Raw genomic sequence first — 23,353 nt, 5'->3', positions numbered from 1 at the left:
TGATCTGCTCTTCCGTGAACCTTGATCGCTTCATTCTGTCCGTCCTTCGTTAGGGCGGACTCTAGCTATTCCTGGAGGAGTTTCAGGGGGTCACGTCACAAGTTTAACAATTCCCCGTGCGAGCCTATTCCAGCCCATACGCGATAGCTGCACAATCCAGCGCCACCAGCAAGGCTTCCGAAGTGCGAACCTGAACTGATCCACTGCTCGATAAGCCAACGAGGTTCGCCCCCTTTCCCGCCACCTCTCGCAGCGCCCAGACAGCCCGCCCGAGCCGCTCGACGTCGCTCTTGCCCAGCGCGCCACGGAAGGTCCGGTCCTCCTCCTGGATCATCGCCTCTAGGTCGCGCACGAACTCCTCTCGCTCCCGGCGCTTCTGGGCGAAGCCCTCGCCGCCGCGGACGATGTTGCGCAGGGCCGGGTCCAGCGTCGGAGGTGTCAGGCCCTTCTCCGGGTCCAGTAGCTCGTAGTCCGCCCGATAGCGAAGCCCCGCTGCGTGCTGGGTTCGGCTGATAGAGCCGGCCGTCAGCAGGGTCTCCAGACCGTCCCGCGACGCCCGCGGCGCCCCCCTCGCCTTCTCATGGTCCGAGACGCCGATGTCCAAACCGCGCAGCGCTTCCAGGCTCCGCAGCTCCTCCAAGTTCGCCTTGGCGTCCCGTTCAAGGATGCGGGCATCGATCTCGGCGTCCAGGGCGCGGAACATGCGCTGGCCGTCCCGCTGCTGGTCCAGGTCGGGCGACGCGACCTTGGCCTCGGCCGCCATGAACCGCAGCGCCTGGCTGTCGGTCAGTCGGACGCCCCGGATCGATACCGGCGCCGTATTGTCGTTGGCAGCCTCGATGTTGTCGTTCGCCCCGATCACCCTCGGCATCGAAGGCTTGGCGTAGCGCTTCCGCTGCTGGCGCTTCTTGGCGCGGTCGGCCTTGCTCATGGGCGGTGTCCTCCGAGTTCGGCGCCAACGTCTGGAGCCCGAGATTGCTGGGTTTCAGGGTGGTGCGCAGGGTCGAAATGGGCAGTTTGGGCGCCGACCTCTCGGGCCTCTGCGGCGATGGCTTTGCTGATCGCGTCGGCCGCGTCCATGAGTGCGAACCGCGACGCCGAGCCGACCGGGCGCTGGCCGATCCGCGCGACGACGTGCCGCTGGATTTCATGAAGTTCGGTCACGCTGCGTCTCCTTGGGCGAACAGGTCGGGCTTGTGGTCGTTTGCAGGGATAGGAGCGTCACAGGTCCAGCCAAAATGCCGAGCCCGCAGGGCGGCCATGACTCCGCGCCGGATTTCGCGGCCGGTCAGGTTCTCATGTACGATGGCTTGAAGCGTGCTGACGTCAAACCGGGTCTTGGCACCATAGGGCTTGGCAAGCGCGAACAGCTCGGGCTTGAGCAGCAACCGCATGAGGGCGCGGTTGTCATATCGATCGTTACCTTCGGTCAGGATCAGCGGACGCTGGACCTCAAGAGGGCCATCGTGCTCTTGAATCCATTCGATCCTCCAGCCGCCCTCAAAGCGATATTGCCGGATAGGCTCAGCCCATCGGGACGCATAGACGACCAACACCGGCCCGCCGATAGAGAGCGCGAACCGCACCTGCCTTTCAAGGCGGGACAACGTGTCCAATTCGCTTTTGATCTCCAGCAGGATCAGGCGATCTTCTGTGATCGCTGCGAGGTCCAGACGGACGCCACATAGGTCGAATTCATGGACGATGCGGGCGTCCGGCCACATCGACCTCAGCATGGTTTCGGCCTTATCGCGGATGCGGGCTTCGGCTGCGCTGGCCATCAGGCGGCGGCTCCTCGGTCAAACAGGTCGTTGGGGTCATTGGCGGGTGCCGGCGCAAGCCCGAACTCCGCCAGCAGGGCGGCAGGGACGCGGCAGGCTGGGTGTCCCGGCCTGGGCCCGGCATCGTCGGACGGCCAGTGGCCGTTCAGGCGGTACTCCCGCAGCCAGCGGCGCCAGCGGTCCGCCTCGGACGGGGTGGCCCGGCTCTGCGAGGCGGCCAGGGCCGTCTTCGGGGCGCGGTCGATCTCGGTTCGGCACCAGTTTCGCCACGCCGCCGGCCAGTCGGCGTAGCGGTGATCCTTCGCAATGCATTGATCGCGGAAACGGGCCGCGAAGCGCTGGACGTCGAAGTTCGCGCCGACCTCACGGGCCTTGGCCTGTTGCTCGGCGATCAGCTCGGCGGTCGGGAAACCATCCGGCAGCGAAACCTTGGCCTTCCGGCGAGACCCGGCCCTGGGGGGTAAGGGGGGATTATACTCGCGGGAGGGTGTGGGTGGTTGGGGGGTCTGGGGGGAAGGAGGGAGAGGGAGGGAGGCTCCTTCATCCTGTAACGTCACGAGACGTTCGCGAGCCGTTACATAACGTTTTTCCCGCCATGCAGCGGCCCAAGCGGCGCCCTTCCATTCCTCGACAGTCCGACCGCTCTTCGCCTGATTGCAGGTTGAACAGGCAGCGACAAGGTTCGCTTCGTCGCTACCGCCGCCCTGGATGAGCGGGTCGACATGATCGCAGCAAAGCCTGCTTTGGGACCCGCAATAAGCACATGCGCCGTCGCGTTCGATGACCCGGCGTGAAAGCGCCCTCCATTCCGTTGTGGTGAGCCCCGAAGCTTCCAAACGCTCACGGTATCGAGCCTGCCGCTCGGCGCCACGCGTCCTCTCTCCACTCGATCGCACAGCCTTCTGCCCAGCCTGTTCGATGGCCTCGACAGCAATGGCGATCACCTCAGGCGTTGCGCCCGCTTCAACCAAGCGCCGGACGGTGTCGGCTATGCTCATGCCGCGCTCCTGTCAGTGATGAGGTCGATCTCAGCCCGGTACTGCTGGGGCTCGGAGCCCTCGGAGCCGTGGCGGTTCTTGGCGATGATGACGTCCATCACCGTGCGCTTCAGGGCGACCTCGGCCTCCCAAAGCATGTGTTCTTCGGTCCCAGCCTTCGGTTCGGCCTTCTGGAGGTAGTAGACCTCGCGGAAGGGGAAGAGGACGGCGTCGGCATCCTGCTCAATGGAGCCCGACTCCCGCAGATCCGACAGCATCGGGCGCTTGTCGTCGCGCTGCTCGACCGAGCGGTTGAGCTGCGACAGCAGGATGATCGCGATCTTGGCTTCGCGGGCGAGCGTCTTCAGCGCACCGGTCATCTCGGCGATGGCGGAGGCTTCGTTGCGCCCCGCCAGGGCAGGACGACGCATCAGCTGGAGGTAGTCGATCCCGATGGCAGCCAAGTCGCCACGACGCTTCATTGCCCAGACGGCGCGAGAGACGTCCTCGACGGACACGCCAGCCCTGTCCCTGAGCCAGAGGTTCTTCGGGATCTCGCCCTTCACGGCATGGAGGGTCTGCAGGTCAAACGAGGTCAGCGGCGCCACCTTGGCGATGTCCGAGAAGCTGACGGGCTGCTCATGCGTGGCCGTCAGGCGTGACAGGGCCCGGTCGTTCAGCTGGTCGGTGTCCATCTCCAGCGAGAAGCCGGCGAATAGCTTGGTCGGGTTCCGTAGGGCGGCGCCGTAGAGGACGTTGCCGAGCAGCGCCGTCTTGCCCATGCCCGGCCGCCCGGCCATGACGATGACTGATCCCGGCATCAGGCCGCCGAGCCGCTTGTCGATCGACGACAGGCCCGTCTGCACGCCCTTGGGCTTGCCGGTAGCGACTTCCAGCTCCAACCGATCCATTCGGGCCAGGGCGGCGTCATGGGCGTTCACGAACAGGGCGTCTTCGGGCGCGGCGCCGCGCTCGGCGGCTTCTAGCTCGGAACGCGCCAAGGCGACGGCCTGATAACCCGACAGTTCGGGGTTGCGGGCCTGATGCATGGCGTCGGCCGCCATTTTGATCAGGCGGCGGCGGACGGCGGTGTCAGCTACCAAAGCGGCGTAGTCCCGCGAACGGTTGGACGGCGGGGCCCGGTCGACCAGATCGAACAGGTAGCCGAAGCCGCCGAACTGCTCGAAGGCGGGGTCAGCCGTGAAGGCCGCTTGTAGCGTCGTCGGCTCGGCCAGCTTCCCGGCCGTCACATGCCCGTCGATGGCCGCATAGAGCCGCTGATGAAACGGCTCGCTGAAGTCCTCCGCCGTGACGACGTCATGCACCTGCCGGTGGACGTCGTTGTCGAACATCAACTGGCCCAGCAGGGCTTGCTCAGCCTCCAGGTTGAGCGGGAGGGCGTTGGCCACATCTTCGGCTTCGCGGGGATCATCCATCATGCCGCCCGCTCCGTGTCGAAGAGCGGGCCGGAACGGATGGCTTCGGCGCGGCCGACGGCGGCGTCCGCCCAGCGGTTCAGTTGCTCAGCCAGGGCAGGGTAGCGCTTGGCGCGCGACTTGGCTTCGCGCCGCAGCATCCGGGCGTAGTTCAGTTCGAGGTCGAGGAGGTCGCGGCGGTTCATGCTCCTGCGACCTCCATCAGCCTTTCTAGAACCGTAGCTCGGCCGGGCTCAGGCAGGGCGTATCCAAAGCCTCGGTAGGTCTGAATGAGACCGCCCAGACCCACGTCCTCAAGGCTTTCCCTCAGGAGGCAGATGCGCGTCTTGGCAACGTTTCCGGGATCGACGGCCTCGCTTTGGCCCATCCATGCACGGGCGTTGGCGATGGACTCGTAGCTGATCGGCACGCCGGAGGCATGCAGCAGGGCGCATAGCGAGGCCGCCTTCGTACGGGTGCCAAGAAGCTGAAAGGCAGCGACTTCAAGGCCCAGCCTCTCTAGGGCGTTCATTCCTCACCCCCGTCATTCGCCGCCGTCAGCCTGCTCCAGGCGTGTTCAGCTTCGTCGTTCTTCACGGCTTTGGGCAGGCGATAGATGGCGCAGACGTCGGCCGCGACCGCGTTGAAGGCCGTTGCCGCATCCACGCGGTTGGTCAGCGGCCACAGCATTTCACCCACGATATCCAGAACCGCGCGGAGGACGCTGACCTTTTCGGCACGCTCATCAAACTCGCCCACCAGAGCGGTGACGAGCTGCCGTGCACGCATCCGGATGTACAGACTGCGCGCGGTACGGGTCTGCTTCGCGCTCTCCCTCTCGCGCCTTCGATCGACGCGCGCAGCCAAATAATCCTCGCGCTGGCTCACGCAGCCCTCCCCTGATCCCAAGGGGTGGACTCGGCGCGACGGGCCGGGCGACGCTCACCGAACCCGAAAGCCTTGGACGCGGCGAGCACCCTGCCGACCGCTCGCTTATGGTGTGTCGGGCAATAGGTCTCAGTCGCGCCAGTAGCGGCGGGATCGACCGGCTGACCGCAGCACATCTGTCCGGCGCCCGACATCTCTCCGACCGGCCATGAGCACTGGAAACGGCGGCGGTCGATCAGCAGGATCGAGGTGTCATTCGCAGCCTCCGTGAAGCCGTCGATGATCCCGGCACCATGCTTGGCGAAATGCTCGCGCTTCTTGGCCGCCTCCTCAGGACTGGAAGGCGCAAACCGGCCGAAGCTGGAAGCCGGTGCGGGCTTGTCGATCCTGATCCCGCCCGTGGTGCGGTTGCGCTTCACGGCTGGGGCGCGGCCAGTCGAAGCCGGGGGCGACGCCTTCGCCTCCATGCGCTCGCGCGTCAGGCCAAGACGGTGCACCTTGGCGATGATGGAGTTTCTGGATCGGGACGGCAGTACCCGCGCGATCTCCGTGGCCGAGTTCCCGGCCAGCCACATCTTCTTCATCGTCTCGATTTCGTGGTCATGCCACGCGTTCAGGATCGTGCTCATGCGGCGGCCTTTCGAAGGATGGTGGGAGAGATTTCGACGTCGACGCCCGGCACCTCGGCGTAGCGCTTGCGGGCGATCAGGCTGACGACCAGGGCGTCGTCTCTGAACGCGACCTTGTTGCAGCCGTCGAGAACGGCCTTCACGACGTTGTCGAGGTCGGGGAGCTTGGTCGGGGCCATTTCGCCCGCCAGCATGGAGGCGCGCTTCTTGCGACTGCTGGACGCGGCGGGGGTCATGCGGACGGTGACAACGACCGTCAGGGGGCAATCGAGCGGAGCCCTACCGCCGAGAGCGCGAGACGCCGCCAGCTTGACGAGGTTCTCGTAGCTGGCGGTCTTGCTGTCGGTGAACATGCGAGCATGGCCGCCAATGGTCGTGGCGCGGGGCCGGCCCTTACCGCGAGGGTCGCCCGGAATGGTAAAGGCCAGCCCCGTCATCAGGCGGCCTCGTCTTCGATAGAGTCGTCGCCGTGGTCGTTGGCCACGTCCTCGATGTCGATCTGGTCGTCATCGTCGGTGACCGGCGCCTGCGCCAGACGAGCGGCGAAGGCGCGGCGCACAGTGGCCTGCCCTTCCTCATGGCCCTCCCCATAGGACTGGATGCAGTCGTGCGGGCATTCCTTGGGGGCCTCATTCGCCCAGCCCTTGCCGGCCAGACCATCGCGGAAGCCGATGTTGCGCCACTTCAGCTGTTCGCGGACCGGATCGGGCGTGGCGTCGGTGCCGTACAGCTCCAGTTGCGAACCGATGGGCTGGCGCATGGCCTCGGCGTACCAGTCGCGCTCGGCGTAGAACTGCTTGACCTCTTCCGGGGTCCATTCCAGCAGGCGGACCTGTTCGTCGAGGACGCCGAGCTTGACGCCCTTGGCCTTCAGGCCTTTGCGGAAAGCGCTGATCTTGGCGTTGAGCTTCTTCCGCTCCTCATTGAGCTGGACCATCTCGTTCGCGGCCATGCGGATGTCGTCGTGGGACGCCATGCCGTTGTCCGGCTCATTCGGAATGGCGCCGATCGTCCCTTGGACGTCGGGGTACTGGTCATTGTCAGCTTCGAGCTTCTTGGCCATCTGGCCCTCCATCAAGACCGCTCAACGGGGCGGTCAGTCCCGTTCGGTCATCGCCAGAGGGCGAAGGGCTTGGCGTTGAAGAGCGACGGCTTGCGCGCCAGACGCAGGAACAGCGCGTGTCCCATGATCAGCAGGAATGCCATCAGGCGGCCCTCCGCGGGGTCGGGCTCGCCGCTTCGATGGCCCGGCGGACGCCGCGGACGCGCTCGAGGGCTTGCTCAGCATCGCGCTCGGCGGCAGCGATGGCGTCGAGGTCGTTGTTGGACAGGCGCCCGTCCGCCAGCGCCTCGCGGACCACGGCGACGACGTCCATGCTCTCTTGGGCGAGGTCGAAGGCGAGTTCCTTCAGACAACCCGTGAGCGGTTTGGGCTTGCAGAGGTCTGCCAGGGCGGCGCTGTAGATCGCCCGCCCGCAATGGCGCTCCAGATCAACCATCACGTCCGCCGGCATCGTCGACGGCTCATTCGGGTTCTCGTAGTTCGACAGCGACGACCTGCGGACCCGGCACGCCCTCGCCGCCTCCTCCAAGCCTCCACAGGCCTCGATGAGCTCTCCGGCGAGCCGGGCGTGTTCTCTGTGGCTGATCTTGTTCACTGGACGTTCCGTGGTCGTTTCCAACTGACCCGCGCTCTCGCTCAGGCGACGGTCGGGGTTGGCTGTTCAGGAGAAGGCGGTTGGGTTTCGTCGTTCGCGGCATTCAGCTTTTCAGCGGGTACGCGACCGAAGAAGGGAGCGAGCGTCCGCTGCGTCAGGTCACGCGCCTTTGCGGCCTCGCGCTCGGCGGCGAGGACTTCCTTGATCGCCTCGATCTCGAACGGCAGCGCGCCCGTGATCGTCGCCAGCGCCTTCAGCGCATCCGCCTCGCGACCCTGGACGGCCAGTTCGTTGGCGCCGATGATCAGACCGTAGACCGTCCCGGCGTTGATCAGGGCTTCTTGGCGTCGAAACTGGAGCGCGGCCGATGACAGCATGTCACGCCGCCTCGATGGCGGGGGCGTCATCGTTGGCCGGGCGGTGCGCTGGGCGAGGGACGTCTTCAGGCCACGCCGCACTCTCAGGCCAGTTGACGCCGAACCACGCCATGATTGCATCGTACTTGCGCGCGGTGAACGACGCGCCCTCGCTCAGGCGATCGAAGAACCGCCAGTCGCCCGCTGCTAGTCGCGCTACAGTCGATGCCTCTCGCTCAGTTGCTTTCGCAAACTCTTGGGCACAGGTTTCAAGATGACGGCGCAGGGTGCTTTCCATGCGCTACAAGATAGTCGGAGATTTCCGACTTGGTCAATCGGAGATTTCCGCGTGGCGCCGCTTGACGGTCCATCGGATATTTCCGACATGGACAAAGAGACGTTGGCGGCGCGAGTTAGAGAGCGAGCCGGTGCCGTGGGCATCAAACCGGTGGCGCTGGCCCGTGCGATTAACAAGGGTCGGGACTATGTCCTCGACCTGCTGAACGGTCGCAAGGCGACGATCCCAAACGACATCCTGACGCCCCTGGCGATCGCGCTGGAGTGCGACGAGCGGTATTTCACCGACAGTTCATTCGACCAACCCGGCCGGTCACGTCGCCGACTATCAGATGAAGAGTTGGCGCGGTTCAAAGCCGCAGCGAAGCACGGTATCTATGCAGCAGCTTGGCGCTCCTACAAGAACCTGTCGCTACAGGATGTCGCGGCCGATAGTGGACTCACAGCCGGCACGGTGTCCGATATTGAGCAGGGATTGCTGCAGCCCGATGGCGAGCAACTGAATGCGCTGGCGCGGGCCTTTTCCACTAATGCCGGGCTATTGAAGACCAATCCGTTCGAGACGAATGAACGCGTCGCGCAACTCATCTCGATCACTGAGGCTCTCGACCCTACCGACCTGCAGACTTTGATCGACATGGCTGAAACTTTGGAAAGGCGGAAAGCTGGATGATAGCCGCGGTAGCAGCTTTGGCCCTTTCGCTTGCGCAACCGCTAGCCTGGGCCGTCGGCACGGAGCGCGAAGTAGACGAGGGTGTCTACATGAAGATCGTTGCGGCTGAGCAGGGCTGGCGGGTTTGGCGGATTGAGACGCGCGGCGGAGTGGATTGCCGAGCCTATAAGTCGGCGCAGGGCCGACGTCACCCAGTGCCCGTAGGCGTCGGCTCTATGATGGCGCGGACGGGCACGCCCTTTCTCGAAGTCTACTGGTATCCAGCTCTGGAGAAGACCTATTCGGAATGGCACGCGGTCCACTATCGTGGCCGAGCCAAATATCGAACTCCAACAGACCGCTTCTGGGAAGAGGGCGCACCAGATCCCGAGACCGTGGAAGAACGGGTTGTCGACGTGGTGATGACTAGTTGGGAATACCCGGAGCTCCTTATCGGCCACGCTGAAGAGCGCGCAAAATTCGATCTGGCGGGGATTCGCTGGGCGGTCGAGGCGGTCCACTCCTGCAACGCCGCAGGACGAGCCGCCAGATCAACGGCGGGGTCGAGCGGCGGATAACCTCGGGGGAGGGATAATTGAAAACCATTGGACTCCGTTGTTCACCTAGTGAGGTGACGTTCGCGATATACGACTCCGCCAGCTCGGCAGTGATCAATATCGAGAGCCTTGTCGTGCCTGCTGCGCTCGGCTGGCCCGAGCGGCTTAAGCACATTCGCAGTAATCTTCTCGATGTGTTGCGCGAGTACGAGGTCGAGTTTGCGGGCATCAGACTAGCTGAGCCAACGGCAAAGCAGTTTAGCGTAGAGCGGACCCACATCGAGGGGGTCGTTCAGGAGGCCTTCGCCAGTAGCGAGCTTTTAGGCTTCTACACCGGCGCCATCTCCACTCTGGCTGCTCGGCTCGGCGTGGAAAGGCCCGCAATCAAGCGCATGGTTGAAGGTGCGAACGAGCTGGCGATTGCAAACTGGGATCAAATGGACGTCAAAAAGCGCGAAGCCGTGCTGACCGCGATTGGAGCTGCACGTGTTTAATGTTGTTACTCGCGCGACGGTATCTTTTGAAATCAAGAAAGAGATCGGCGGAGAAGGAAAGAATTCTCAGGCTTTCCTAGCTTATGATGCGCAACTGGGTGCCGACATCGTTATAAAAAGGGTCGCTAAAGCGGACTTGCGGGACCCTCAGGCCTACTACAATGAATCTCGCGCATTGTATGCTAGCGCTCACCCAAATGTTGTCCAGGTCCACTATGCATGTGAAGACGGCGACAATGTTTTTATTGCTATGCCTTACTATCGTAAGGGCTCCGTCCGTGGGTTGATGGCCGCGCGTTACCTGACGTCACGTGAGGTTGTTGCTATAGGGTGTCAAGTATTTACTGGACTGCACAACCTTCATTCGAAAGCTCTCGTCCACTTTGACATCAAGCCGGACAATATTTTGCTTTCCGATCGCGGCGAAGCTCTGATTACGGATTTTGGACTTTGCCAACCGTTGACCAATGGCCTTGCAACGCCTGAGGGGATTTACGCACCAAACTGGCCGCCTGAAGCGCTTCAAAAGACTGGCTTTGATGCTCGCTACGACATTTTTCAGACTGGCCTAGCCCTCTACGCAATGTGCGTGGGTCTCAAGGAATACAAGGCCCAGTTTGAAGCGTATGCGGCAGAGGGGGTTAAGGGCCAGGAGCGCTTCTTTAAAGATGTCGCCGCCGGCACTCATCCGAATCGCAAAGCGTTTCCGCCTCATATTCCATCTCGATTGAAGGCTGCGATCACCAAATGTTTGGAGGTGGATCCTGATAATCGCTTTCAATCCGCCCTGGAGGCGATGAACGCGCTGGCGTCGGTCGATGGGGAGGAGTTGGACTGGCGCTACGAGGAGCGGAACGGCGAGAGGGTGTGGAAAAAGGACTGCGAGGGCACTAAATATGTGTTCTCTATATGTTCTGCCGGAAACTCCAGCCTGACCAAGAGCGTTAACGGTGCTGCGGCTAGGAAGATAACGGGTGGTTCTATTCAGGGAATTGGGGTCCGAGATATTGCGAAGGTGTTGAGAACTTACGGCTAATGGCAAAGATCAAGAATGATCCTGCTGGGTACAAAAAGCGGAGCGATATCGCTAAGCCGCACGGATTATACGTGCCCGACGCCAAGCCGCTCACGTTGTCTCAAAAAGGCTATCTCGCTGATGCCCTGAGCAGATCAGGGTTCAAAAAGGCGGGGTTCATTGCTTTTGGTCCCATCATTCGGAAGTAGCTGTAGCTTTTAGCGACCGGATGCCGGGTATCGCTATTCACGCCGCTTCTTCGCCAGCCTCTTGCTCTGCCATCGGATCGACTTGGGTCCAGGTGTCGCCATCGGCGCCGCATTCGATCTTGAAGTAGGCGATGTCATCCAGCCAAGGGTCGCGGCCGTCAGGGTCTATTCCAGACGCAGCGCGCGGGACAGACCCGTGTTGGGCCAGCACCTCGACCTCTCCAAAAAGCTCAAGCTCAAGGTCGGCCCACTGCTGATAGACAAGCACGCCATCGGCTGAGCGCGCGAGGATCTCGCCGCCCTCCTCTGCATCAACAGCGCAAACGAACTCGTACCGCTCGGCAGGCTCCCGGCGATGTTCCCAAAACGGTTGCGCGTAGTAGTGCAGCCGTCGCGGCATGCCTGTCCTCCCAAAAGTTAATCCCCATCTCGCCACACCGAACAGCGTTGAGTCGAGCGCGACGATTTCTCCGACGACCGAAACTGACGCATTAAAAATAGTCGGAGATTTCCGACAAAATGTGTTGACGGTCGGAAATCTCCGACTTACCGTTCTCCCATCACCGGGAGACGAACCATGTCACTCAAGACCGAAACCACTGCCCAGAAGACGGCCGGCTTTGACCAGGCGCCTGCCCTTGCGGCGAATGACGACGCTCCGAAGCTGAACAAGCGCCAGCTCGCCAAAGCTGCGACGCGCGAAAAGCTTCTGCACACCGCCCGCGTTCTCTGGGCCCCGGCGGGTAGCTATGAACCCGTCACCATCCGCGACATCGCCGCTGCCGCTGGCATGTCCACCGGTTCGATCTTCGCGAACTGGTCGGGGAAGGAAGCGCTGTGGCGCGACGCCATGGGCTACGAGCCGCCGGTCGACTGCGAGGCCGTCCGCGCCGCGCTGAAGGCCCAGGCCGCGCAAGCACGGTGGGCTGCGTGATGGGCCCGGCAACCTTCACCCCCGGCGAAGCCGTCCTGATCCCCGCGCGCGTTGTGCGCCCTGCTGGCGCCGGTTTGGGCGATTGGGGCCGCGCCCTCATCGAGACTGGCTGGGGCCGGTACGCTCTCGACTATCGCGGCGACGCCATCGCCCATGGCTTGGCGCGCGGCGTCATCCTTGCCCCGTCGAACAGCGGCGCGGGCAAGTGGGACGTGCAGATCGAGAACGGCCTAGCCGGCGTCGTCGTCACCGTCCCCGGCGTCATGCTCGCCTCGGCTCTCGAGCCTCTGCGGAGTGCCGCGTGATGCAACACATCTCCGAAATCATGCCCGGCGTCGTCGCCGGGATCGCCAAAGCCGGGAACGTGAGCCTCGCCTTGGTGCCGCCTTCGAATCTGCCGCTCTTCAAGGTCGAGGGCCCGAAGATCCTGGACCGCCGCACCCGCCGCCGGATGACGGTCGATCAGGCCACGCAGGAAATGCTGCGCCTCGCCGGCGAGCTAGCTGCGGCCGAAGACCCCGGCTTGCTGATCCCGGTCGTCAATGCGCTGGCCTGGGCGATCCGGGACGCGCGGGAGGCGGAGAACGATCCCCTGCCCCCGGCAAGCATGGCGAGGGCGGCATGACGATGGCCGACTACCGCATCATCCCCTCGCACCCTTGGGAAGCCGTGCGCGAGCGCTATCGCGAACTGGCCGCCCAGGTCCGCCCCGGCGATCCGCGCGTCGTACCGTTCGTGCCGCGCCGCGCCCGTTTCGCCATCCGCACCGCCATCCAGTTCGCCGCCTGCGCGCTCTTCACCGCCGCGGCTTGGCTGATCCTTCTCAACGCCTGAACCCCATTCTGGAGGAGCCGCTCGTGGCCCAAGCCCTGCGATCCGTTGAAGACGAAACTCCACAGACCGCGCTCGTCGCGCAGGTCAACGCCAACCCCGGCCTAGTCCTCTTGGACAAGGAGCGGTTCAACCAGTTCTACGAGGCGATCAAGGCCGAGACCGACAAGCTGGTCCCGGACCTGACGACCGAGAAGGGCCGGAAGGAGATCGCCTCCATGGCCTTCAAGGTGGCGAAGACGAAGACCGCCATCGACGCCGCCGGCAAGCTGCTCAATGAGGAGGCGCGGGCGAAGATCAACATCGTCGATGCGGCCCGCCGCGACATTCGCGAGAAGCTGGATGCGCTGAAGGACGAGGTCCGCCGCCCCCTGACCGAATGGGAGGCCAAAGAGGAGGAGCGGGTCACAGCATGCGAAGCCCTGATCGGGCGTATGAAGGCAGCCGCGATCGTCCCGCTGGAAGATACGGCGCAATCCGTCGCGGACCGGCTTGCCGAGGTGAAGGCCTTCGCGTTGGACGAGGGGCAGTTTCAAACCCTGCTTCCCGCCGCCCTCCAGCAACAGGCCGCCACCGTCGAGACCCTGACCGCGGCGCACGCTCGCTTGGTCAAGGAAGAGGCCGACCGAGCCGAACTGGAGCGGCTGCGCGCTGAAGCCGCCGAGCGCGCCGAGCGCGAACGGGCCGAGGCCGAAGCCAAGGCCGCTGCCGAAGCTGCCGAGCGCGCCAAACAGGAAGCCGAGGCCCGCGCCGCTCGCGCTGCTGAGGAAGAGAAGGCCCGCATCGAAGCCGCCGCCAAAGCCGCCGAGGAGGCAGCTCGCGCCCAGGCCGAGGCGGCCGCCCGCGCCGAACGTGAAGCATCCGAACGGGCCCACGCCGAAGCTCTCGCCGCCGAAAAGCGTCGCGCCGACGAGGCTGAGGCTGCGCGTCAAGCCGAGGCGGACCGGATCGCCCGCGAGACGGCTGCGCGCGAAGCCGACGAGAAGGCTGCCGCCGAAGCCGCGGCCGCCCGCGCCGCCGACATCGAGCACCGCTCCAAAATCATGGGCACCGCCAAACAAGCGATCATGGGCCACGGCGTCGGCGAGCAAACGGCCCGGGCCATCGTCCTAGCCATCGCTGCCGGCGACGTGCCGAACGTCAGCATCAAGTTCTGAGGCCGCTATGACCCTCCACAACCCCCTCCCCATGCCCCTGTCGGGCAAGATTAACGAACCGGGCGTCTACTCGCTGCCCATCGAGATCTATCACGGCCAGCCGACTGTCGGCCCATCGATCAGCTCGTCTGGTCTGCGCACCATCTGGGCCCAGAGCCCGGCGCACTACTACGTCGATAGCGCCTTGAACCCGAAGCGGGCGCCGCAGCCGGATCGCCCCGCTTTTGCTCTCGGCCGACTGGCGCACAAGCTGCTGCTGGAAGGCTCCGAAGGCCTGGCCGACGAGTTCGTCACCCGGCCTGAGCAATGGTCGGACTGGCGGACCAAAGACGCGAAGCAGTGGCGAGACGAAATGATCGCCGCCGGGAAGACGGTCATCACCGAGGCAGACCTGGCCGCCGTCACTGGCATGGCCGAAGCTCTCGCCCGTCATCCTCTGGTCGAGCAGGGCATTCTGGACGGCTTCGTCGAGCGCTCCCTGCTCTGGAAAGACGCCCAAACCGGCGTGTGGCTGAAGAGCCGCCCCGACGTCGTGCCGAATGCCTCGGGTCTGTTCGCTGACCTGAAGACGACCGCCAGCGTGGCCGACGACGACCTGGAGCGGTCGCTCGCCGGGTTCGGCTACCACATGCAGGCCGCCCTGGTCGGCATGGCCTCCGAAGCCGTCCTCGGCCGCCCGATGGAGGAGTTCGCTCTGGTCTGGGTTGAGAAAGCCCCTCCCCACTGCGTCCGCGTCACGGTTCTGACCGGCGCTGATCTGGACCGCGGCCGGATGCAGTTGCGCCGTGCCATCGACCAGTTCTCGCAGTGCGTGGCAACCGGCGTCTGGCCCGGCCCCGGCGGTGATCGCCAGGACGCCGAATATCTGACTCTACCGCCTTGGGCGGCGAAGCAGATCGACCAGCGGCTCGAGGTCATCGCCGCCGAAGCCAACGACAACACCCCGAACAGCGAGATCGCGGCATGAACGCTCAAGTCCCCGCAACCCGTCCGGCTGCGCCCAAGCCGCCGATCATGGCCGGCGGCGCGGTCGCCGCGCTGGTCCCGCAATCGCTGGAGGAGGCCTCCCGTGTGGCCCAGGCCATCGCGGCGTCTGGCCTCGCTCCTCGCGGCCTCGACAAGCCGGAACAGGTCATGGTCGCGATCATGGCTGGTGCCGAGTTGGGCCTCGCCCCGTTCCAGGCGCTCCAGTCGTTCGCCATCGTCAACAACCGCCCGACACTCTGGGGTGACGGCCTGATGGCTGTCGCTCGCGCCCAAGGCATCAAGGCCCGCGAATGGATCGACGGGGACGGTGACACGGCCGTGGCTCATTGCGAAGTCACGCGGCCCGACACTGGGGAGGCCATTGCCCGTTCGTTTGCGGTCTCCGATGCCAAGAAGGCGGGCCTCTGGAACAAGCAGGGCCCCTGGCAGCAATACCCCAAGCGCATGCTCCAGATGCGCGCCCGCGCCTGGGCACTACGCGACGGATGCGCGGACATGCTTCGCGGCTTCCAAGTGCGCGAGGAGGTCGAGGACTATCAGACCGTCTCTGCCCGTACCGTCCCGACAGACCGACCCAACCTCGCCGCCCGCTTGGCCGCTCCCAACGACGCACCGCGTGAGGGCTTCTCGGTCGTCCACGGCCGGAGCGACGACGACCACATCCCCGATTTCGACGCGGACACCCCCTCCGACGCCGCGTCGAATAAGCCCGCGTCTGATCCCGCCTCCGACCCGTCAGACGCGGGCGACCCTTTCCCCGGCGATCTCCCCCCCGCCGAGGATACGACAGCCAGCGGCGCTGAGGCCGACGCCGATGAAGGGACGTCGCTGGCTGTCGACACTATCGCATGGGCGGATCGTCTGATCGCTGACCTGCCGTTCCTGCGACCCGAGCAGATCGAAGCCCTCGAAACCGACCGTAAGGAGCTGGCGAAGTTCGCCGTCCTGAAGGCCACCGACATGGCGAAGGCGCGCGAACTGGAAGCCGCCATCACTGCCGCGAAGGAGGGCTAAGCATGACGGTTCTCCGGGTCATTGATTTCGAGACGAGCGGCATGGAGCCCCCGGCCGCCCAGGTTGTTGAGGTCGGCTACTGCGATCTGACGCGTAATGATGACGGCGTCTGGTTTGTGGGTCAGCCTGTGTCGTGGCTCTGCGGCGTGTCCGCCATGCCGGCAGAGGTTCGCGCCGTCCATCACATCGCCCTGGGCGAGGTGGCCGGGCTGGCGCCCTTCGATCCCGCTTCCGTCGTCGCTCCCTATTGCGCCGCTGTCGTAGCGCACAACTGGTCGTTCGAAGCTGCATTCCTAGGCGACCAGCAGACGCCAGCGATCTGCACGCTGAAGGCTGCCCTTCGGGTCTGGCCCGACGCTCCGAGCCATTCGAACAGCGTCCTCCGCTATTGGCTGGAGGATCAGGGGCTGCTCTCGCTCGACCATGAGACGGCCATGCCGCCGCACCGCGCTGGGCCTGACGCCTATGTGACCGCCCATATCCTGAAGGCCCTCTTTGCGGCCGGCGCCACAGGAAAGGACATGATCGCGTGGACGAAGGAGCCGCGCCTGCTGCCCACCTGCCCGATCGGCAAGTTCCGCGGCCAGAAGTGGGCCGACGTCGAGGCGGGCTTCCTGAACTGGATGCTTGCCCAAGCGACGATGGAGGAAGACCTCAAGTGGAACGCCCGCCGCGAACTTGAGCGGAGGCGCGCATGACCTACCTGCGCGCCCCCTCAGGTTCAGTTCCCCGGCTGCGGGCTGGTCGTGGTGATCACTGCTGGGCCGTTGGCCGGCGGGGTGGGTTCGACCTGGCGTTCATTGACAACCGGTGCAGCAGCACGCGCCTCGGCGGCTCGCGCCTCTGCGGTAGCTCGGATCGCGTCGGCCCGAGCAGTAGCGGTCTGAGCCTGGGCGATGGCGACGTCACGCGTCCGACTGATCTGGTTCTGGATCAGAGCGGCCTCTGCGGTCTGCCGGGCGTCTTCAGCCGCAGCTTCGGCTTGCGCAACCCGCAGGTCTGCATCGGTCGGACCCGCCGGACGGAACAGCAGGAAGAGCAGGCCGAGCAGAACGGCGGCGAACAAGATGCCGACAATCCACCAAAGGGCGGTGTTGTTCTCTCGCTCGACGACAACCCTCTCTTGGTAGGTGCTGGTCTGGGCGCTGATGACGTTCGGGTCGCTACGCTTGAACTCGTCCATGGGGTTTCCTCCTCAGTTCTCGGCTCAAACAGCGCCGCTACTGCGATGGTTCCGCTTGGCGAAGCGAGGGTCGCGGCATGACCAAGCGCCGACCCCTGAACCGCACAGAGACGATCCTCGTCCTGCAGCGCCAGACCGCCGCGCCGATCCTTTGCGGCTGCGGCTGCGGCAAGCCGCTGGACCCTGTGACGGAGCGCGTCGTGGACGAGCACGTCATCCCGCGCGAGCTGTCCGAAGTCGGCCGCCAGGGCGAGCGAGACGACCTCGCGAACCGCCGCTTCTACCGCTGGCCGTGCGCGCTGGAAAAGACCCGGACCGACCTCGCTAAGATCGCCAAGGCCAAGGCCCAAGGCGGCGAGACCGGCCAATTCGCCCGCCGCCAGAAGCGCGGCCACGGCTCCATTCAATCACGCGGCTTCGACAAGACCCGGACCAAGCGGTTCGACGGGTCGGTTGTCAGCCGCCTCCAGAGCGAGGCCCAAGACCATGGCTGAAGTGAAGCATACTCCGGGGCCGGAGGTCGATTTCGAGGCCGTTTCTGCTGGCGTCCTTCATGCGATCCGTCCCGTCGTTGAGCGCGAGATGCGCGAAGCGGCGAACCAACTCTACGGCGCGACCATGGAGGCCGTTCAGGACTACCTGAGCGACAACGTGAACTTCAACATTCGGTCCCGCCTCAATGCCTCCGAGGCTGGGCGCCGCGCCGAATGGGAACGGGCCGAAGCCCTGACCCAGCAGCGCGATGACCTGTTCTGGGCCCTGAAGGGGCTTGTGCAGATGGCCCGCACATCTGGCGGCGTCGCAGGAGCGGACTCGGCCCTCATAGCGGCCTGCGAAAAGGGCGAGCGAGCGATTGAGGCGACCTTCGAAGCCGCCCTCTCCAAGGCTACCGCCCAACAGGAGGGTCGCTGAGATGGGGGGCTACTATTCTCCGTACCGCGCCAGCCTCTCGTGCATTTCAGGGTCAAAGCTCTGGAGTTCGGGGGTGGCCGCGCGAATTCGGGCCGCAATGTCGAGGGCTAGCTTTTCGTCCTTGGATTTAATCGCCTCGATAATGGCCCGGAAAATCACTTCGGTGTCTTTGCGCATGTCGTCTCCAGTTTTTGCGACAGGCCCATTATCGGGGGAGTCGGTCCGAAACGAAGCATCGCCCTGCGCCCGCCAATCCCGTGGGGGTGAGGGATGAGCGAGACCGGCGAAAGCACAGCCTCGACCAATCGCCGCCTGGACGAAATGGCGTGGCCCAAGGTTCTCGGCCTGCTCCGGGCTGGAGCGGTGCTGTTCCGCCCAAGCGGGATGCGGGACTACTACACATGGCCCGCGCACCCAGGCGCTGGATATGTCTACGCCGAATGCCTGACCGCGAGCGGCGTGAAGCGGCGGGCGGTTGAGGGCGTCCTGATCAGCAGCGGCGTCGATCGCTACAGCCTTAACCCGGAATGGCTCGAGCCCGAACCGGAGGCTGAACGCCAGGTCGAAGCGGCTCCCGCCGAGCAACCCGACCTGTTTGGAGCCGCAGCATGACGTGCGCGGCCTGTGAAGCCTCGCGCCGCAGCGCCGAGGCCGCCGGTCACCGTGACTGGCGTGATGGTGTCTGCTGGGACCACGCCGCCTTTGACTTGGACAGCCCGGAAGGCCGCGCCCTGATGGCGGACCTGCCGCCAGAACCGCAACCTGATCTGTTCGGAGACGCAGCATGACCGCCCGCGCCCTCTGGAACCTGCACGATGCCCTGATGGCCGGCGAGTTCCCGAACGACTGCCCCGACTGCGGCGCTGACGAATGGTCGCCGTCTGTCGAGGCCTTTGAAACAACCGGCCGCCTGGTCTGCGAGGACTGCGCCGAAGCCGCGATGGAGCAAGAAGCATGACCTCCCCTATCCGCATGGTGTCCGTGCCGGTCGATGAACTGGCGCAGGAAATCCGACGCGTAGATGGAAACCACACCCTCGGCGCGGGTGCGCTCGCTGAGGCGCTTCTGCCGTTCCTGTCTCGCTTCACCGCCGCCCCTGTGCGCGAGGAAGGCGGAGCGTGGACGCTGGACGACATGCGCGAACTCGTCTCGGATGAACAGGTCCGCCATCTGGTCAGTGCGACAGACGTTGCCCAAGGGCGCATCCGACTTCGCGACATCCTCAACGCCCTTGCCACCCGCGAGGAAGCCCCGGCTGAGGCGGGGGATGACGTTCAGCGCACGATGGACGGTGAGACAGTCTGTGGCTTCAAGGTTGCCGCATGGCGCTTTATCGGTCCAAACGATGGCGACGAAGCTCGTTTCGGTCATCGCTACTGCGAGCATTGGTCTACGGTCGGAAACGCTCCGAAGAGGGTCGAGCGTCTGTTCACGGAGGGCCAGTTGCGCGCCGCCCTCCGCGCTCAGCCCCAAGCCCGCGAGGAAGCACAGCCGCTCGGGCCAGACCTTCACGCCATCGCGAAAGACGCCGCCGAGCGCGTCCACAAGAACGGGGGCTGCGTTCCTCAAATGGCGTATGCCCCGATCCTGTTTGCTTTGCAGGACGCCATGAAAGCCACCCCGCCCGCGCCAGAGGCTGAGAAGCTGCGGGTGGCGGTCGATGCGTTGACCCTTATTGCCGACGTGAAGACCGCAGCGCCTGTCTCTACGGCCCGCCAAGCCCTCGCCGCCCTGCAACAGGACGCCCTCTCCGCAGCACCTGGGGAGGCGGGGGAATGAGCGGATACAGCCCCATCCTAGAACTTGGAGACGCCCCGATGCCTGAGACCATGAGCCCGCGCGAGAAGGTGGCGCAAATCATCAGGGACAAGGTGTCTGGGCCGCACTTCACTGACCCGTCCCACTTCGTCGCGATGGAGCAGGATCGTTTTGCTGCGGCCGACGCCATCCTTGCAGCCCTCGCCTCATCCGGCGATCATGCGGAACTGATCGAAGACGCGACTGAGGCCCTTCAGATCATAGATGCCTTCCCGTCCAACCAGGGCGAAGTCGAAGGGCGGATCACGGAAAAAGGAGACCGGCTGCTCGCGTCATGCACACGAGACGCGCGGCTCGCCCTAGAAGCCCTCATCGCAGAGGTCGCGGCGCTGCGGGAGACGAACACCGAAGCAGAGCGCAAGCTGGCTGAGGCGGACCAGGGTGCGGAGTTCATTGCTAGGCTGCTGCCCTGCCGCCGGACTGGAGGGCGCGCCCGACAGCAAGGTAATCGCCTTTTACATCAACATGGGCGAGTTGCGCCAAGCCCGCACCTTCCTCAGCAAGGAGGCCGAACGTGGGTGAGAAGCCAGTAACCATTGGCGCCATTCGCCGGGAGATCCGGTCGATCTTCGGGATGCAGGCATCGCCTTTTCGGAAGGGCATCATCGCGGGGCTCAAAGCACGGACAGGTCAGGTGCCGGTCGGTAACCCGTACCCGGCAAACGGTCCTGCTGATGGGCGCGCGCACCGTCTATGGCGAGAGGGATACGAACACGGTTTGGTTCGCAGGCTCCCCCTCCCTCCAGCACCAGGAGCAGAAGATGAATAGGGTTCATTCCGCCTGCGGCTCCATACCCGTTGAGGGTGGGCCTCCCCGTCGCGTCCAGCTTTCCCGCGCGAAGGGCTGGCGGATGCCGGAGAACACGGTGAGCGTCGCCCGGCCCGGTCGATGGGGGAACCCGTTCAGGATCGGCGACTTCGGCATCCCGACCGCAAAAGAGGCCGTCACGCGCTTCCGTGAGTGGCTGGACGGCCGCGTTGTCGGACCGCCCCAGCCCGACCCGTCAACCCTGCGCGGCAAGAGCCTCGCCTGCTGGTGCCGCCTTGATCAGCCCTGCCATGCCGACGTGCTTTTGGAGTTGGCGAACAAGTTGGAGGACACCACCCATGACCGCTGACCTGTCCGCCCTCATCGCTAGACTGGAAGCCGGGCCCACAAACGAAAAGCCCCACCGTGGAGGATGGGGCTTCGTGTGGGCGCGAGATCTTCCGGCTGAAAGCGCGGCACCTCGTCAACCCCTGCGGCAGTTAGAATCTCATGCGGCGGCGCAAACTGCAAGCCACCCTCCGCGCCAAGCTCGACGGTTACGAAGCCGAAGGCGCAGTGAACAAAAACCTCAAGGCACAGGAGGGGTGAATGGGTGCCTATGAACGTTCCGGCGAAAGTAACGAATGGTATACGCCACCTCACGTCTTCGATGCGCTAGGCGTTGACTTTGACGAGGACGTGGCAGCCCCTGCCGACCGGACGCATGTCTGCGTTCCGGCCCGCCGCTTCATCACCTCGAACAGCCTGGAGCGCGACTGGACTGGCTTCATCTGGATGAACATGCCGTTCGGCAATCAGTCCAACAAGCGGGCTTGGCTCACCAAGTTCTTCGACCATGGCCGAGGCATCGCTCTGACACCGGATCGCACGTCTGCGCCGCGGTTTCGTGAGGCTTGGGAGCGCGCGGATCTGGTGATGTTCACGCCGAAGCTGAAGTTCATCCGGCCTGACGGCTCGATTGGAGAAAGCCCCGGCACCGGCACCTGCCTGTGGGCCTCTGGTCCGTCGGCCGTGTCTGCCCTGCACCGAGCCGCTGAACGCGGCCTCGGCATCCTCGCCACGCCAGAACGGAGGCTCGCAGCATGACCCCGCTGATCCTGATCTGCGCCACGCTGGCCATGAGCGACGGAGACAGCGGGCGGTGCGTGACGGCTGACGGCGAGCGCCACCGCGTCCGTCTGGCCGGCATCGACGCCGGAGAGGACGAGCCGTTCACGCGCTGCCGCCAGCGACCGAATGTGTGGGCCTGTTCTGCGCAGGCTCGGGCTACAGCAGCCCGCGCTACCGAACGCGCCCGCCACCTCGCAGCCAATGGCGCCCGCTGCACCGTCCAGTCCCGCGACCGCTATCAGCGCATCGTCGCCACCTGCACGGTCAACGGCCGCGACTTGGGCTCGATCCTCGTCCGCGAGGGCCTGGCCATATCCGAAACCAACTACGGCGATCCCTACCGCCGACAAGAGAACGAAGCCCGAGAGAGAGGAAGGGGGGTGTGGCAGTGAGCCGCGTTCCGACAGTCAGGCGCACCGACCTGGACCGCAGCCTCGCCGCCCTGAAAGCGGCCGGGCATGAGATCACAGGCGTCACCATCAAGCCGGGCGGCGAGGTCATGATCTTGACGGGCCAGCCCTCGACGGCCCACCAATCCGCTTCTGTGTCCGCTCTGGACGCGTGGCGGGAGCAAAGGCGTGGCCAGGGTGCGGCTTAAGGGCCTGAACCAGATCACTAAGAAGCGCGCGGACGGGAGCCGCGTGACCTATTGGTATGCGTGGAAGGGCGGCCCTCGCCTCCCCGGCTCGCCCGGCTCGCCAGAGTTCATGGCGGCCTACAATGAGGCTGTGGCCGAGCGGAGGGCGCCCAAGACCGACACGCTGCGCTCCCTCGCCATCCTCTACAAGCAGTCGCCGGAGTTCGCCGCCCTGGGCGAGACCACGAAGCGCGAATGGACGCGCTGGCTGGACGTCATCATGGACGAGGGCGGCCCTCTGTCCATCGGCGGCCTGCCGTTTGATGCGCTGGACGACCGCCGCGTGAAGGCCGAGATATTGGCCTGGCGTGACCAATGGGCCGACCGGCCGCGCAAAGCCGACTATGGGATCCAGGTGCTTTCACGGGTGCTGTCCTGGGGGATGGATCGCGGCCTGCTGGCGCTCAACGCCGCGGCCGGGATCAAACAGCTCTACACCAGCAATCGAGCTGACCAGATATGGACGGCCGAAGAGATCGAGAGATACGCCGCCTCGGCCAAATCTCCCGAGGTCGGATTCATCGTCCGGCTTGCATGCCTGACGGGCCTGCGCCGCGAGGACCTGGCCTCCCTGTGTTGGTCGCACGTCGGAGACCTCGCCATCGTCAAGGCGACGAAGAAGAGCCGCGGGAAGAAGACAGCCGTCATCCCCCTGCTGGACGACACCAAAGCCCTGCTAGAGGAAATCCGCGCTCAACAGCGCCGGCGCCATTCCGAATTGGCCGACAGCGCAGCCAAGAAGAACCGGCCCGCTCCGGTCGAATGCCTGACGGTTCTGTCCAACACGCGCGGCAAGCCCTGGAGCCTGGACGGGCTGGAGCATCAGGTCGTGGACGCCAAGGCCGCCGCCGGGATTGACAAGCACCTCCACGACGCGCGCGGGACCTTCGCCACCCGCCTCCGCCGGGCCGGCCTGACCGCCGCCGAGATCGCGGACATCCTCGGCTGGGAAGAAGATCGGGTGCAGCGCCTACTGGCGGTTTACGTCGATCGGGACAGCATCGTCATGGAGATCGCGAACCGCATCCGGCGGAACGAAACGGCGACAGATTCTCCCAACTAACTCCCAACTG

At 65.0% G+C, this 23,353-nt stretch carries 40 protein-coding genes; 23 read left to right on the top strand and 17 right to left on the bottom strand.

Going from position 1 to position 23,353, the window contains the following annotated elements:
* Positions 1-124: 124 nt before the first annotated feature.
* From ACLBV5_RS13365 to ACLBV5_RS13300, 14 genes are all read right to left on the bottom strand, one after another.
* Positions 125-931, bottom strand: a complete 807-nt coding sequence (locus ACLBV5_RS13365; protein WP_447605969.1) for a hypothetical protein — start codon at positions 929-931, stop codon at positions 125-127.
* Complete coding sequence (locus ACLBV5_RS13360) at positions 928-1,164, bottom strand: hypothetical protein (RefSeq protein WP_447605968.1); 237 nt, start codon at positions 1,162-1,164, stop codon at positions 928-930. Before ACLBV5_RS13360 ends, ACLBV5_RS13365 begins: the two co-directional genes overlap by 4 nt.
* Positions 1,161-1,781 carry a hypothetical protein gene (locus tag ACLBV5_RS13355; RefSeq protein WP_447605967.1) on the bottom strand — a complete coding sequence of 207 codons (621 nt, stop codon included), beginning with the start codon at positions 1,779-1,781 and terminating at the stop codon, positions 1,161-1,163. Before ACLBV5_RS13355 ends, ACLBV5_RS13360 begins: the two co-directional genes overlap by 4 nt.
* Positions 1,781-2,779 (bottom strand): HNH endonuclease, encoded by a 999-nt coding sequence (locus ACLBV5_RS13350; protein WP_447605966.1) that lies wholly within the window; start codon positions 2,777-2,779, stop codon positions 1,781-1,783. The genes ACLBV5_RS13355 and ACLBV5_RS13350 overlap by 1 nt, the downstream gene beginning before the upstream one ends.
* Positions 2,776-4,197, bottom strand: coding sequence for a DnaB-like helicase C-terminal domain-containing protein (locus tag ACLBV5_RS13345; protein ID WP_447605965.1), 1,422 nt, complete (start codon positions 4,195-4,197; stop codon positions 2,776-2,778). The genes ACLBV5_RS13350 and ACLBV5_RS13345 overlap by 4 nt, the downstream gene beginning before the upstream one ends.
* On the bottom strand, positions 4,194-4,379 hold the full coding sequence (locus ACLBV5_RS13340; protein ID WP_303702875.1) for a hypothetical protein: 186 nt from the start codon (positions 4,377-4,379) through the stop codon (positions 4,194-4,196). The genes ACLBV5_RS13345 and ACLBV5_RS13340 overlap by 4 nt, the downstream gene beginning before the upstream one ends.
* Positions 4,376-4,705 carry a helix-turn-helix domain-containing protein gene (locus tag ACLBV5_RS13335; protein WP_003164108.1) on the bottom strand — a complete coding sequence of 110 codons (330 nt, stop codon included), beginning with the start codon at positions 4,703-4,705 and terminating at the stop codon, positions 4,376-4,378. Before ACLBV5_RS13335 ends, ACLBV5_RS13340 begins: the two co-directional genes overlap by 4 nt.
* Positions 4,702-5,061: a hypothetical protein gene (locus ACLBV5_RS13330; protein ID WP_447605964.1), complete on the bottom strand. Its 360-nt coding sequence runs from the start codon at positions 5,059-5,061 to the stop codon at positions 4,702-4,704. The genes ACLBV5_RS13335 and ACLBV5_RS13330 overlap by 4 nt, the downstream gene beginning before the upstream one ends.
* Complete coding sequence (locus tag ACLBV5_RS13325) at positions 5,058-5,690, bottom strand: GcrA family cell cycle regulator (RefSeq protein WP_447605963.1); 633 nt, start codon at positions 5,688-5,690, stop codon at positions 5,058-5,060. The genes ACLBV5_RS13330 and ACLBV5_RS13325 overlap by 4 nt, the downstream gene beginning before the upstream one ends.
* Positions 5,687-6,127 (bottom strand): RusA family crossover junction endodeoxyribonuclease, encoded by a 441-nt coding sequence (locus ACLBV5_RS13320; RefSeq protein ID WP_312446773.1) that lies wholly within the window; start codon positions 6,125-6,127, stop codon positions 5,687-5,689. The genes ACLBV5_RS13325 and ACLBV5_RS13320 overlap by 4 nt, the downstream gene beginning before the upstream one ends.
* Positions 6,127-6,753, bottom strand: coding sequence for a hypothetical protein (locus tag ACLBV5_RS13315; protein ID WP_447605962.1), 627 nt, complete (start codon positions 6,751-6,753; stop codon positions 6,127-6,129). Before ACLBV5_RS13315 ends, ACLBV5_RS13320 begins: the two co-directional genes overlap by 1 nt.
* A 142-nt stretch (positions 6,754-6,895) precedes the next feature.
* Complete coding sequence (locus ACLBV5_RS13310) at positions 6,896-7,348, bottom strand: hypothetical protein (protein ID WP_024354199.1); 453 nt, start codon at positions 7,346-7,348, stop codon at positions 6,896-6,898.
* Positions 7,349-7,389: 41 nt separating this feature from the next.
* Positions 7,390-7,725, bottom strand: coding sequence for a hypothetical protein (locus ACLBV5_RS13305; RefSeq protein ID WP_447605961.1), 336 nt, complete (start codon positions 7,723-7,725; stop codon positions 7,390-7,392).
* Between the two features lies 1 nt (position 7,726).
* Positions 7,727-8,002, bottom strand: a complete 276-nt coding sequence (locus ACLBV5_RS13300; protein ID WP_447605960.1) for a hypothetical protein — start codon at positions 8,000-8,002, stop codon at positions 7,727-7,729.
* A 51-nt stretch (positions 8,003-8,053) separates the two neighbouring features.
* On the opposite strand from ACLBV5_RS13300, the gene ACLBV5_RS13295 reads away from it, so the two are divergent.
* The 4 genes from ACLBV5_RS13295 to ACLBV5_RS13280 all read left to right on the top strand — a co-directional run bounded on the left by ACLBV5_RS13295 (position 8,054) and on the right by ACLBV5_RS13280 (position 10,740).
* Positions 8,054-8,674, top strand: coding sequence for a helix-turn-helix domain-containing protein (locus tag ACLBV5_RS13295; RefSeq protein WP_447605959.1), 621 nt, complete (start codon positions 8,054-8,056; stop codon positions 8,672-8,674).
* Positions 8,675-8,763: 89 nt separating this feature from the next.
* On the top strand, positions 8,764-9,231 hold the full coding sequence (locus ACLBV5_RS13290) for a hypothetical protein (protein ID WP_447605958.1): 468 nt from the start codon (positions 8,764-8,766) through the stop codon (positions 9,229-9,231).
* 89 nt (positions 9,232-9,320) lie between these two features.
* Entirely contained in the window at positions 9,321-9,704 is a 384-nt protein-coding gene (locus tag ACLBV5_RS13285; RefSeq protein WP_447605957.1) for a hypothetical protein, read from the top strand.
* Positions 9,697-10,740 carry a serine/threonine-protein kinase gene (locus ACLBV5_RS13280; protein WP_447605956.1) on the top strand — a complete coding sequence of 348 codons (1,044 nt, stop codon included), beginning with the start codon at positions 9,697-9,699 and terminating at the stop codon, positions 10,738-10,740. Before ACLBV5_RS13285 ends, ACLBV5_RS13280 begins: the two co-directional genes overlap by 8 nt.
* Before the next feature lie 225 nt (positions 10,741-10,965).
* Here ACLBV5_RS13280 and ACLBV5_RS13275 read toward each other — a convergent pair whose 3' ends face one another.
* Positions 10,966-11,328 carry a hypothetical protein gene (locus tag ACLBV5_RS13275; RefSeq protein ID WP_447605955.1) on the bottom strand — a complete coding sequence of 121 codons (363 nt, stop codon included), beginning with the start codon at positions 11,326-11,328 and terminating at the stop codon, positions 10,966-10,968.
* Between the two features lie 177 nt (positions 11,329-11,505).
* On the opposite strand from ACLBV5_RS13275, the gene ACLBV5_RS13270 reads away from it, so the two are divergent.
* From ACLBV5_RS13270 to ACLBV5_RS13235, 8 genes are read left to right on the top strand one after another with little or no spacing between them, the layout of a single operon-like run.
* A complete protein-coding gene (locus tag ACLBV5_RS13270; protein WP_447605954.1) occupies positions 11,506-11,862 on the top strand; it encodes a TetR/AcrR family transcriptional regulator in 357 nt (118 codons plus the stop codon).
* The gene (locus tag ACLBV5_RS13265) at positions 11,859-12,167 is read left to right on the top strand and encodes a hypothetical protein (protein WP_447605953.1); all 309 of its coding nucleotides are present in this window, start codon (positions 11,859-11,861) and stop codon (positions 12,165-12,167) included. Before ACLBV5_RS13270 ends, ACLBV5_RS13265 begins: the two co-directional genes overlap by 4 nt.
* Complete coding sequence (locus ACLBV5_RS13260) at positions 12,164-12,487, top strand: hypothetical protein (protein ID WP_447605952.1); 324 nt, start codon at positions 12,164-12,166, stop codon at positions 12,485-12,487. Before ACLBV5_RS13265 ends, ACLBV5_RS13260 begins: the two co-directional genes overlap by 4 nt.
* Positions 12,484-12,696: a hypothetical protein gene (locus ACLBV5_RS13255; RefSeq protein WP_447605951.1), complete on the top strand. Its 213-nt coding sequence runs from the start codon at positions 12,484-12,486 to the stop codon at positions 12,694-12,696. Before ACLBV5_RS13260 ends, ACLBV5_RS13255 begins: the two co-directional genes overlap by 4 nt.
* 23 nt (positions 12,697-12,719) lie before the next feature.
* Entirely contained in the window at positions 12,720-13,850 is a 1,131-nt protein-coding gene (locus tag ACLBV5_RS13250; RefSeq protein ID WP_447605950.1) for a hypothetical protein, read from the top strand.
* 7 nt (positions 13,851-13,857) lie between these two features.
* The gene (locus ACLBV5_RS13245; RefSeq protein ID WP_447605949.1) at positions 13,858-14,817 is read left to right on the top strand and encodes a PD-(D/E)XK nuclease-like domain-containing protein; all 960 of its coding nucleotides are present in this window, start codon (positions 13,858-13,860) and stop codon (positions 14,815-14,817) included.
* Entirely contained in the window at positions 14,814-15,851 is a 1,038-nt protein-coding gene (locus ACLBV5_RS13240) for a hypothetical protein (protein ID WP_447605948.1), read from the top strand. Before ACLBV5_RS13245 ends, ACLBV5_RS13240 begins: the two co-directional genes overlap by 4 nt.
* Positions 15,852-15,853: 2 nt before the next feature.
* Positions 15,854-16,549: a hypothetical protein gene (locus ACLBV5_RS13235; RefSeq protein ID WP_447605947.1), complete on the top strand. Its 696-nt coding sequence runs from the start codon at positions 15,854-15,856 to the stop codon at positions 16,547-16,549.
* Positions 16,550-16,572: 23 nt separating this feature from the next.
* Here the strand turns inward: ACLBV5_RS13235 and ACLBV5_RS13230 are convergent, their stop codons facing one another.
* Positions 16,573-17,034 carry a hypothetical protein gene (locus ACLBV5_RS13230; RefSeq protein ID WP_447605946.1) on the bottom strand — a complete coding sequence of 154 codons (462 nt, stop codon included), beginning with the start codon at positions 17,032-17,034 and terminating at the stop codon, positions 16,573-16,575.
* Between the two features lie 77 nt (positions 17,035-17,111).
* Here ACLBV5_RS13230 and ACLBV5_RS13225 point away from each other — a divergent pair, with 77 nt between their 5' ends.
* A complete protein-coding gene (locus tag ACLBV5_RS13225; RefSeq protein WP_447605945.1) occupies positions 17,112-17,528 on the top strand; it encodes a hypothetical protein in 417 nt (138 codons plus the stop codon).
* Positions 17,521-17,946, top strand: coding sequence for a hypothetical protein (locus ACLBV5_RS13220; protein WP_447605944.1), 426 nt, complete (start codon positions 17,521-17,523; stop codon positions 17,944-17,946). The genes ACLBV5_RS13225 and ACLBV5_RS13220 overlap by 8 nt, the downstream gene beginning before the upstream one ends.
* Positions 17,947-17,958: 12 nt before the next feature.
* On the opposite strand, the gene ACLBV5_RS13215 is transcribed toward ACLBV5_RS13220, so the two are convergent.
* The gene (locus ACLBV5_RS13215) at positions 17,959-18,123 is read right to left on the bottom strand and encodes a hypothetical protein (RefSeq protein WP_447605943.1); all 165 of its coding nucleotides are present in this window, start codon (positions 18,121-18,123) and stop codon (positions 17,959-17,961) included.
* A gap of 93 nt (positions 18,124-18,216) precedes the next feature.
* Here ACLBV5_RS13215 and ACLBV5_RS13210 point away from each other — a divergent pair, with 93 nt between their 5' ends.
* The 9 genes from ACLBV5_RS13210 (at position 18,217) to ACLBV5_RS13170 (ending at position 23,343) form a co-directional block, all read left to right on the top strand.
* Entirely contained in the window at positions 18,217-18,558 is a 342-nt protein-coding gene (locus ACLBV5_RS13210) for a hypothetical protein (protein ID WP_447605942.1), read from the top strand.
* The gene (locus tag ACLBV5_RS13205) at positions 18,555-18,734 is read left to right on the top strand and encodes a hypothetical protein (RefSeq protein WP_447605941.1); all 180 of its coding nucleotides are present in this window, start codon (positions 18,555-18,557) and stop codon (positions 18,732-18,734) included. The genes ACLBV5_RS13210 and ACLBV5_RS13205 overlap by 4 nt, the downstream gene beginning before the upstream one ends.
* The gene (locus ACLBV5_RS13200; protein WP_447605940.1) at positions 18,731-18,904 is read left to right on the top strand and encodes a hypothetical protein; all 174 of its coding nucleotides are present in this window, start codon (positions 18,731-18,733) and stop codon (positions 18,902-18,904) included. Before ACLBV5_RS13205 ends, ACLBV5_RS13200 begins: the two co-directional genes overlap by 4 nt.
* Entirely contained in the window at positions 18,901-19,725 is an 825-nt protein-coding gene (locus ACLBV5_RS13195; RefSeq protein ID WP_447605939.1) for a hypothetical protein, read from the top strand. Before ACLBV5_RS13200 ends, ACLBV5_RS13195 begins: the two co-directional genes overlap by 4 nt.
* Positions 19,726-19,763: 38 nt before the next feature.
* The gene (locus ACLBV5_RS13190; protein ID WP_447605938.1) at positions 19,764-20,297 is read left to right on the top strand and encodes a hypothetical protein; all 534 of its coding nucleotides are present in this window, start codon (positions 19,764-19,766) and stop codon (positions 20,295-20,297) included.
* A gap of 141 nt (positions 20,298-20,438) precedes the next feature.
* On the top strand, positions 20,439-20,882 hold the full coding sequence (locus ACLBV5_RS13185; protein WP_447605937.1) for a DUF4326 domain-containing protein: 444 nt from the start codon (positions 20,439-20,441) through the stop codon (positions 20,880-20,882).
* Positions 20,883-21,121: 239 nt separating this feature from the next.
* On the top strand, positions 21,122-21,619 hold the full coding sequence (locus ACLBV5_RS13180) for a DNA N-6-adenine-methyltransferase (RefSeq protein WP_447605936.1): 498 nt from the start codon (positions 21,122-21,124) through the stop codon (positions 21,617-21,619).
* On the top strand, positions 21,616-22,035 hold the full coding sequence (locus ACLBV5_RS13175; protein WP_447605935.1) for a thermonuclease family protein: 420 nt from the start codon (positions 21,616-21,618) through the stop codon (positions 22,033-22,035). Before ACLBV5_RS13180 ends, ACLBV5_RS13175 begins: the two co-directional genes overlap by 4 nt.
* Before the next feature lie 186 nt (positions 22,036-22,221).
* Positions 22,222-23,343, top strand: coding sequence for a tyrosine-type recombinase/integrase (locus tag ACLBV5_RS13170; RefSeq protein ID WP_447605934.1), 1,122 nt, complete (start codon positions 22,222-22,224; stop codon positions 23,341-23,343).
* Positions 23,344-23,353 lie beyond the last annotated feature (10 nt).

The organism is Brevundimonas sp. M1A4_2e (genome assembly GCF_053345555.1).
The sequence above is the reverse complement of the archived record's forward strand: the minus strand, read 5'-3'. Positions and strand labels throughout refer to the sequence as shown.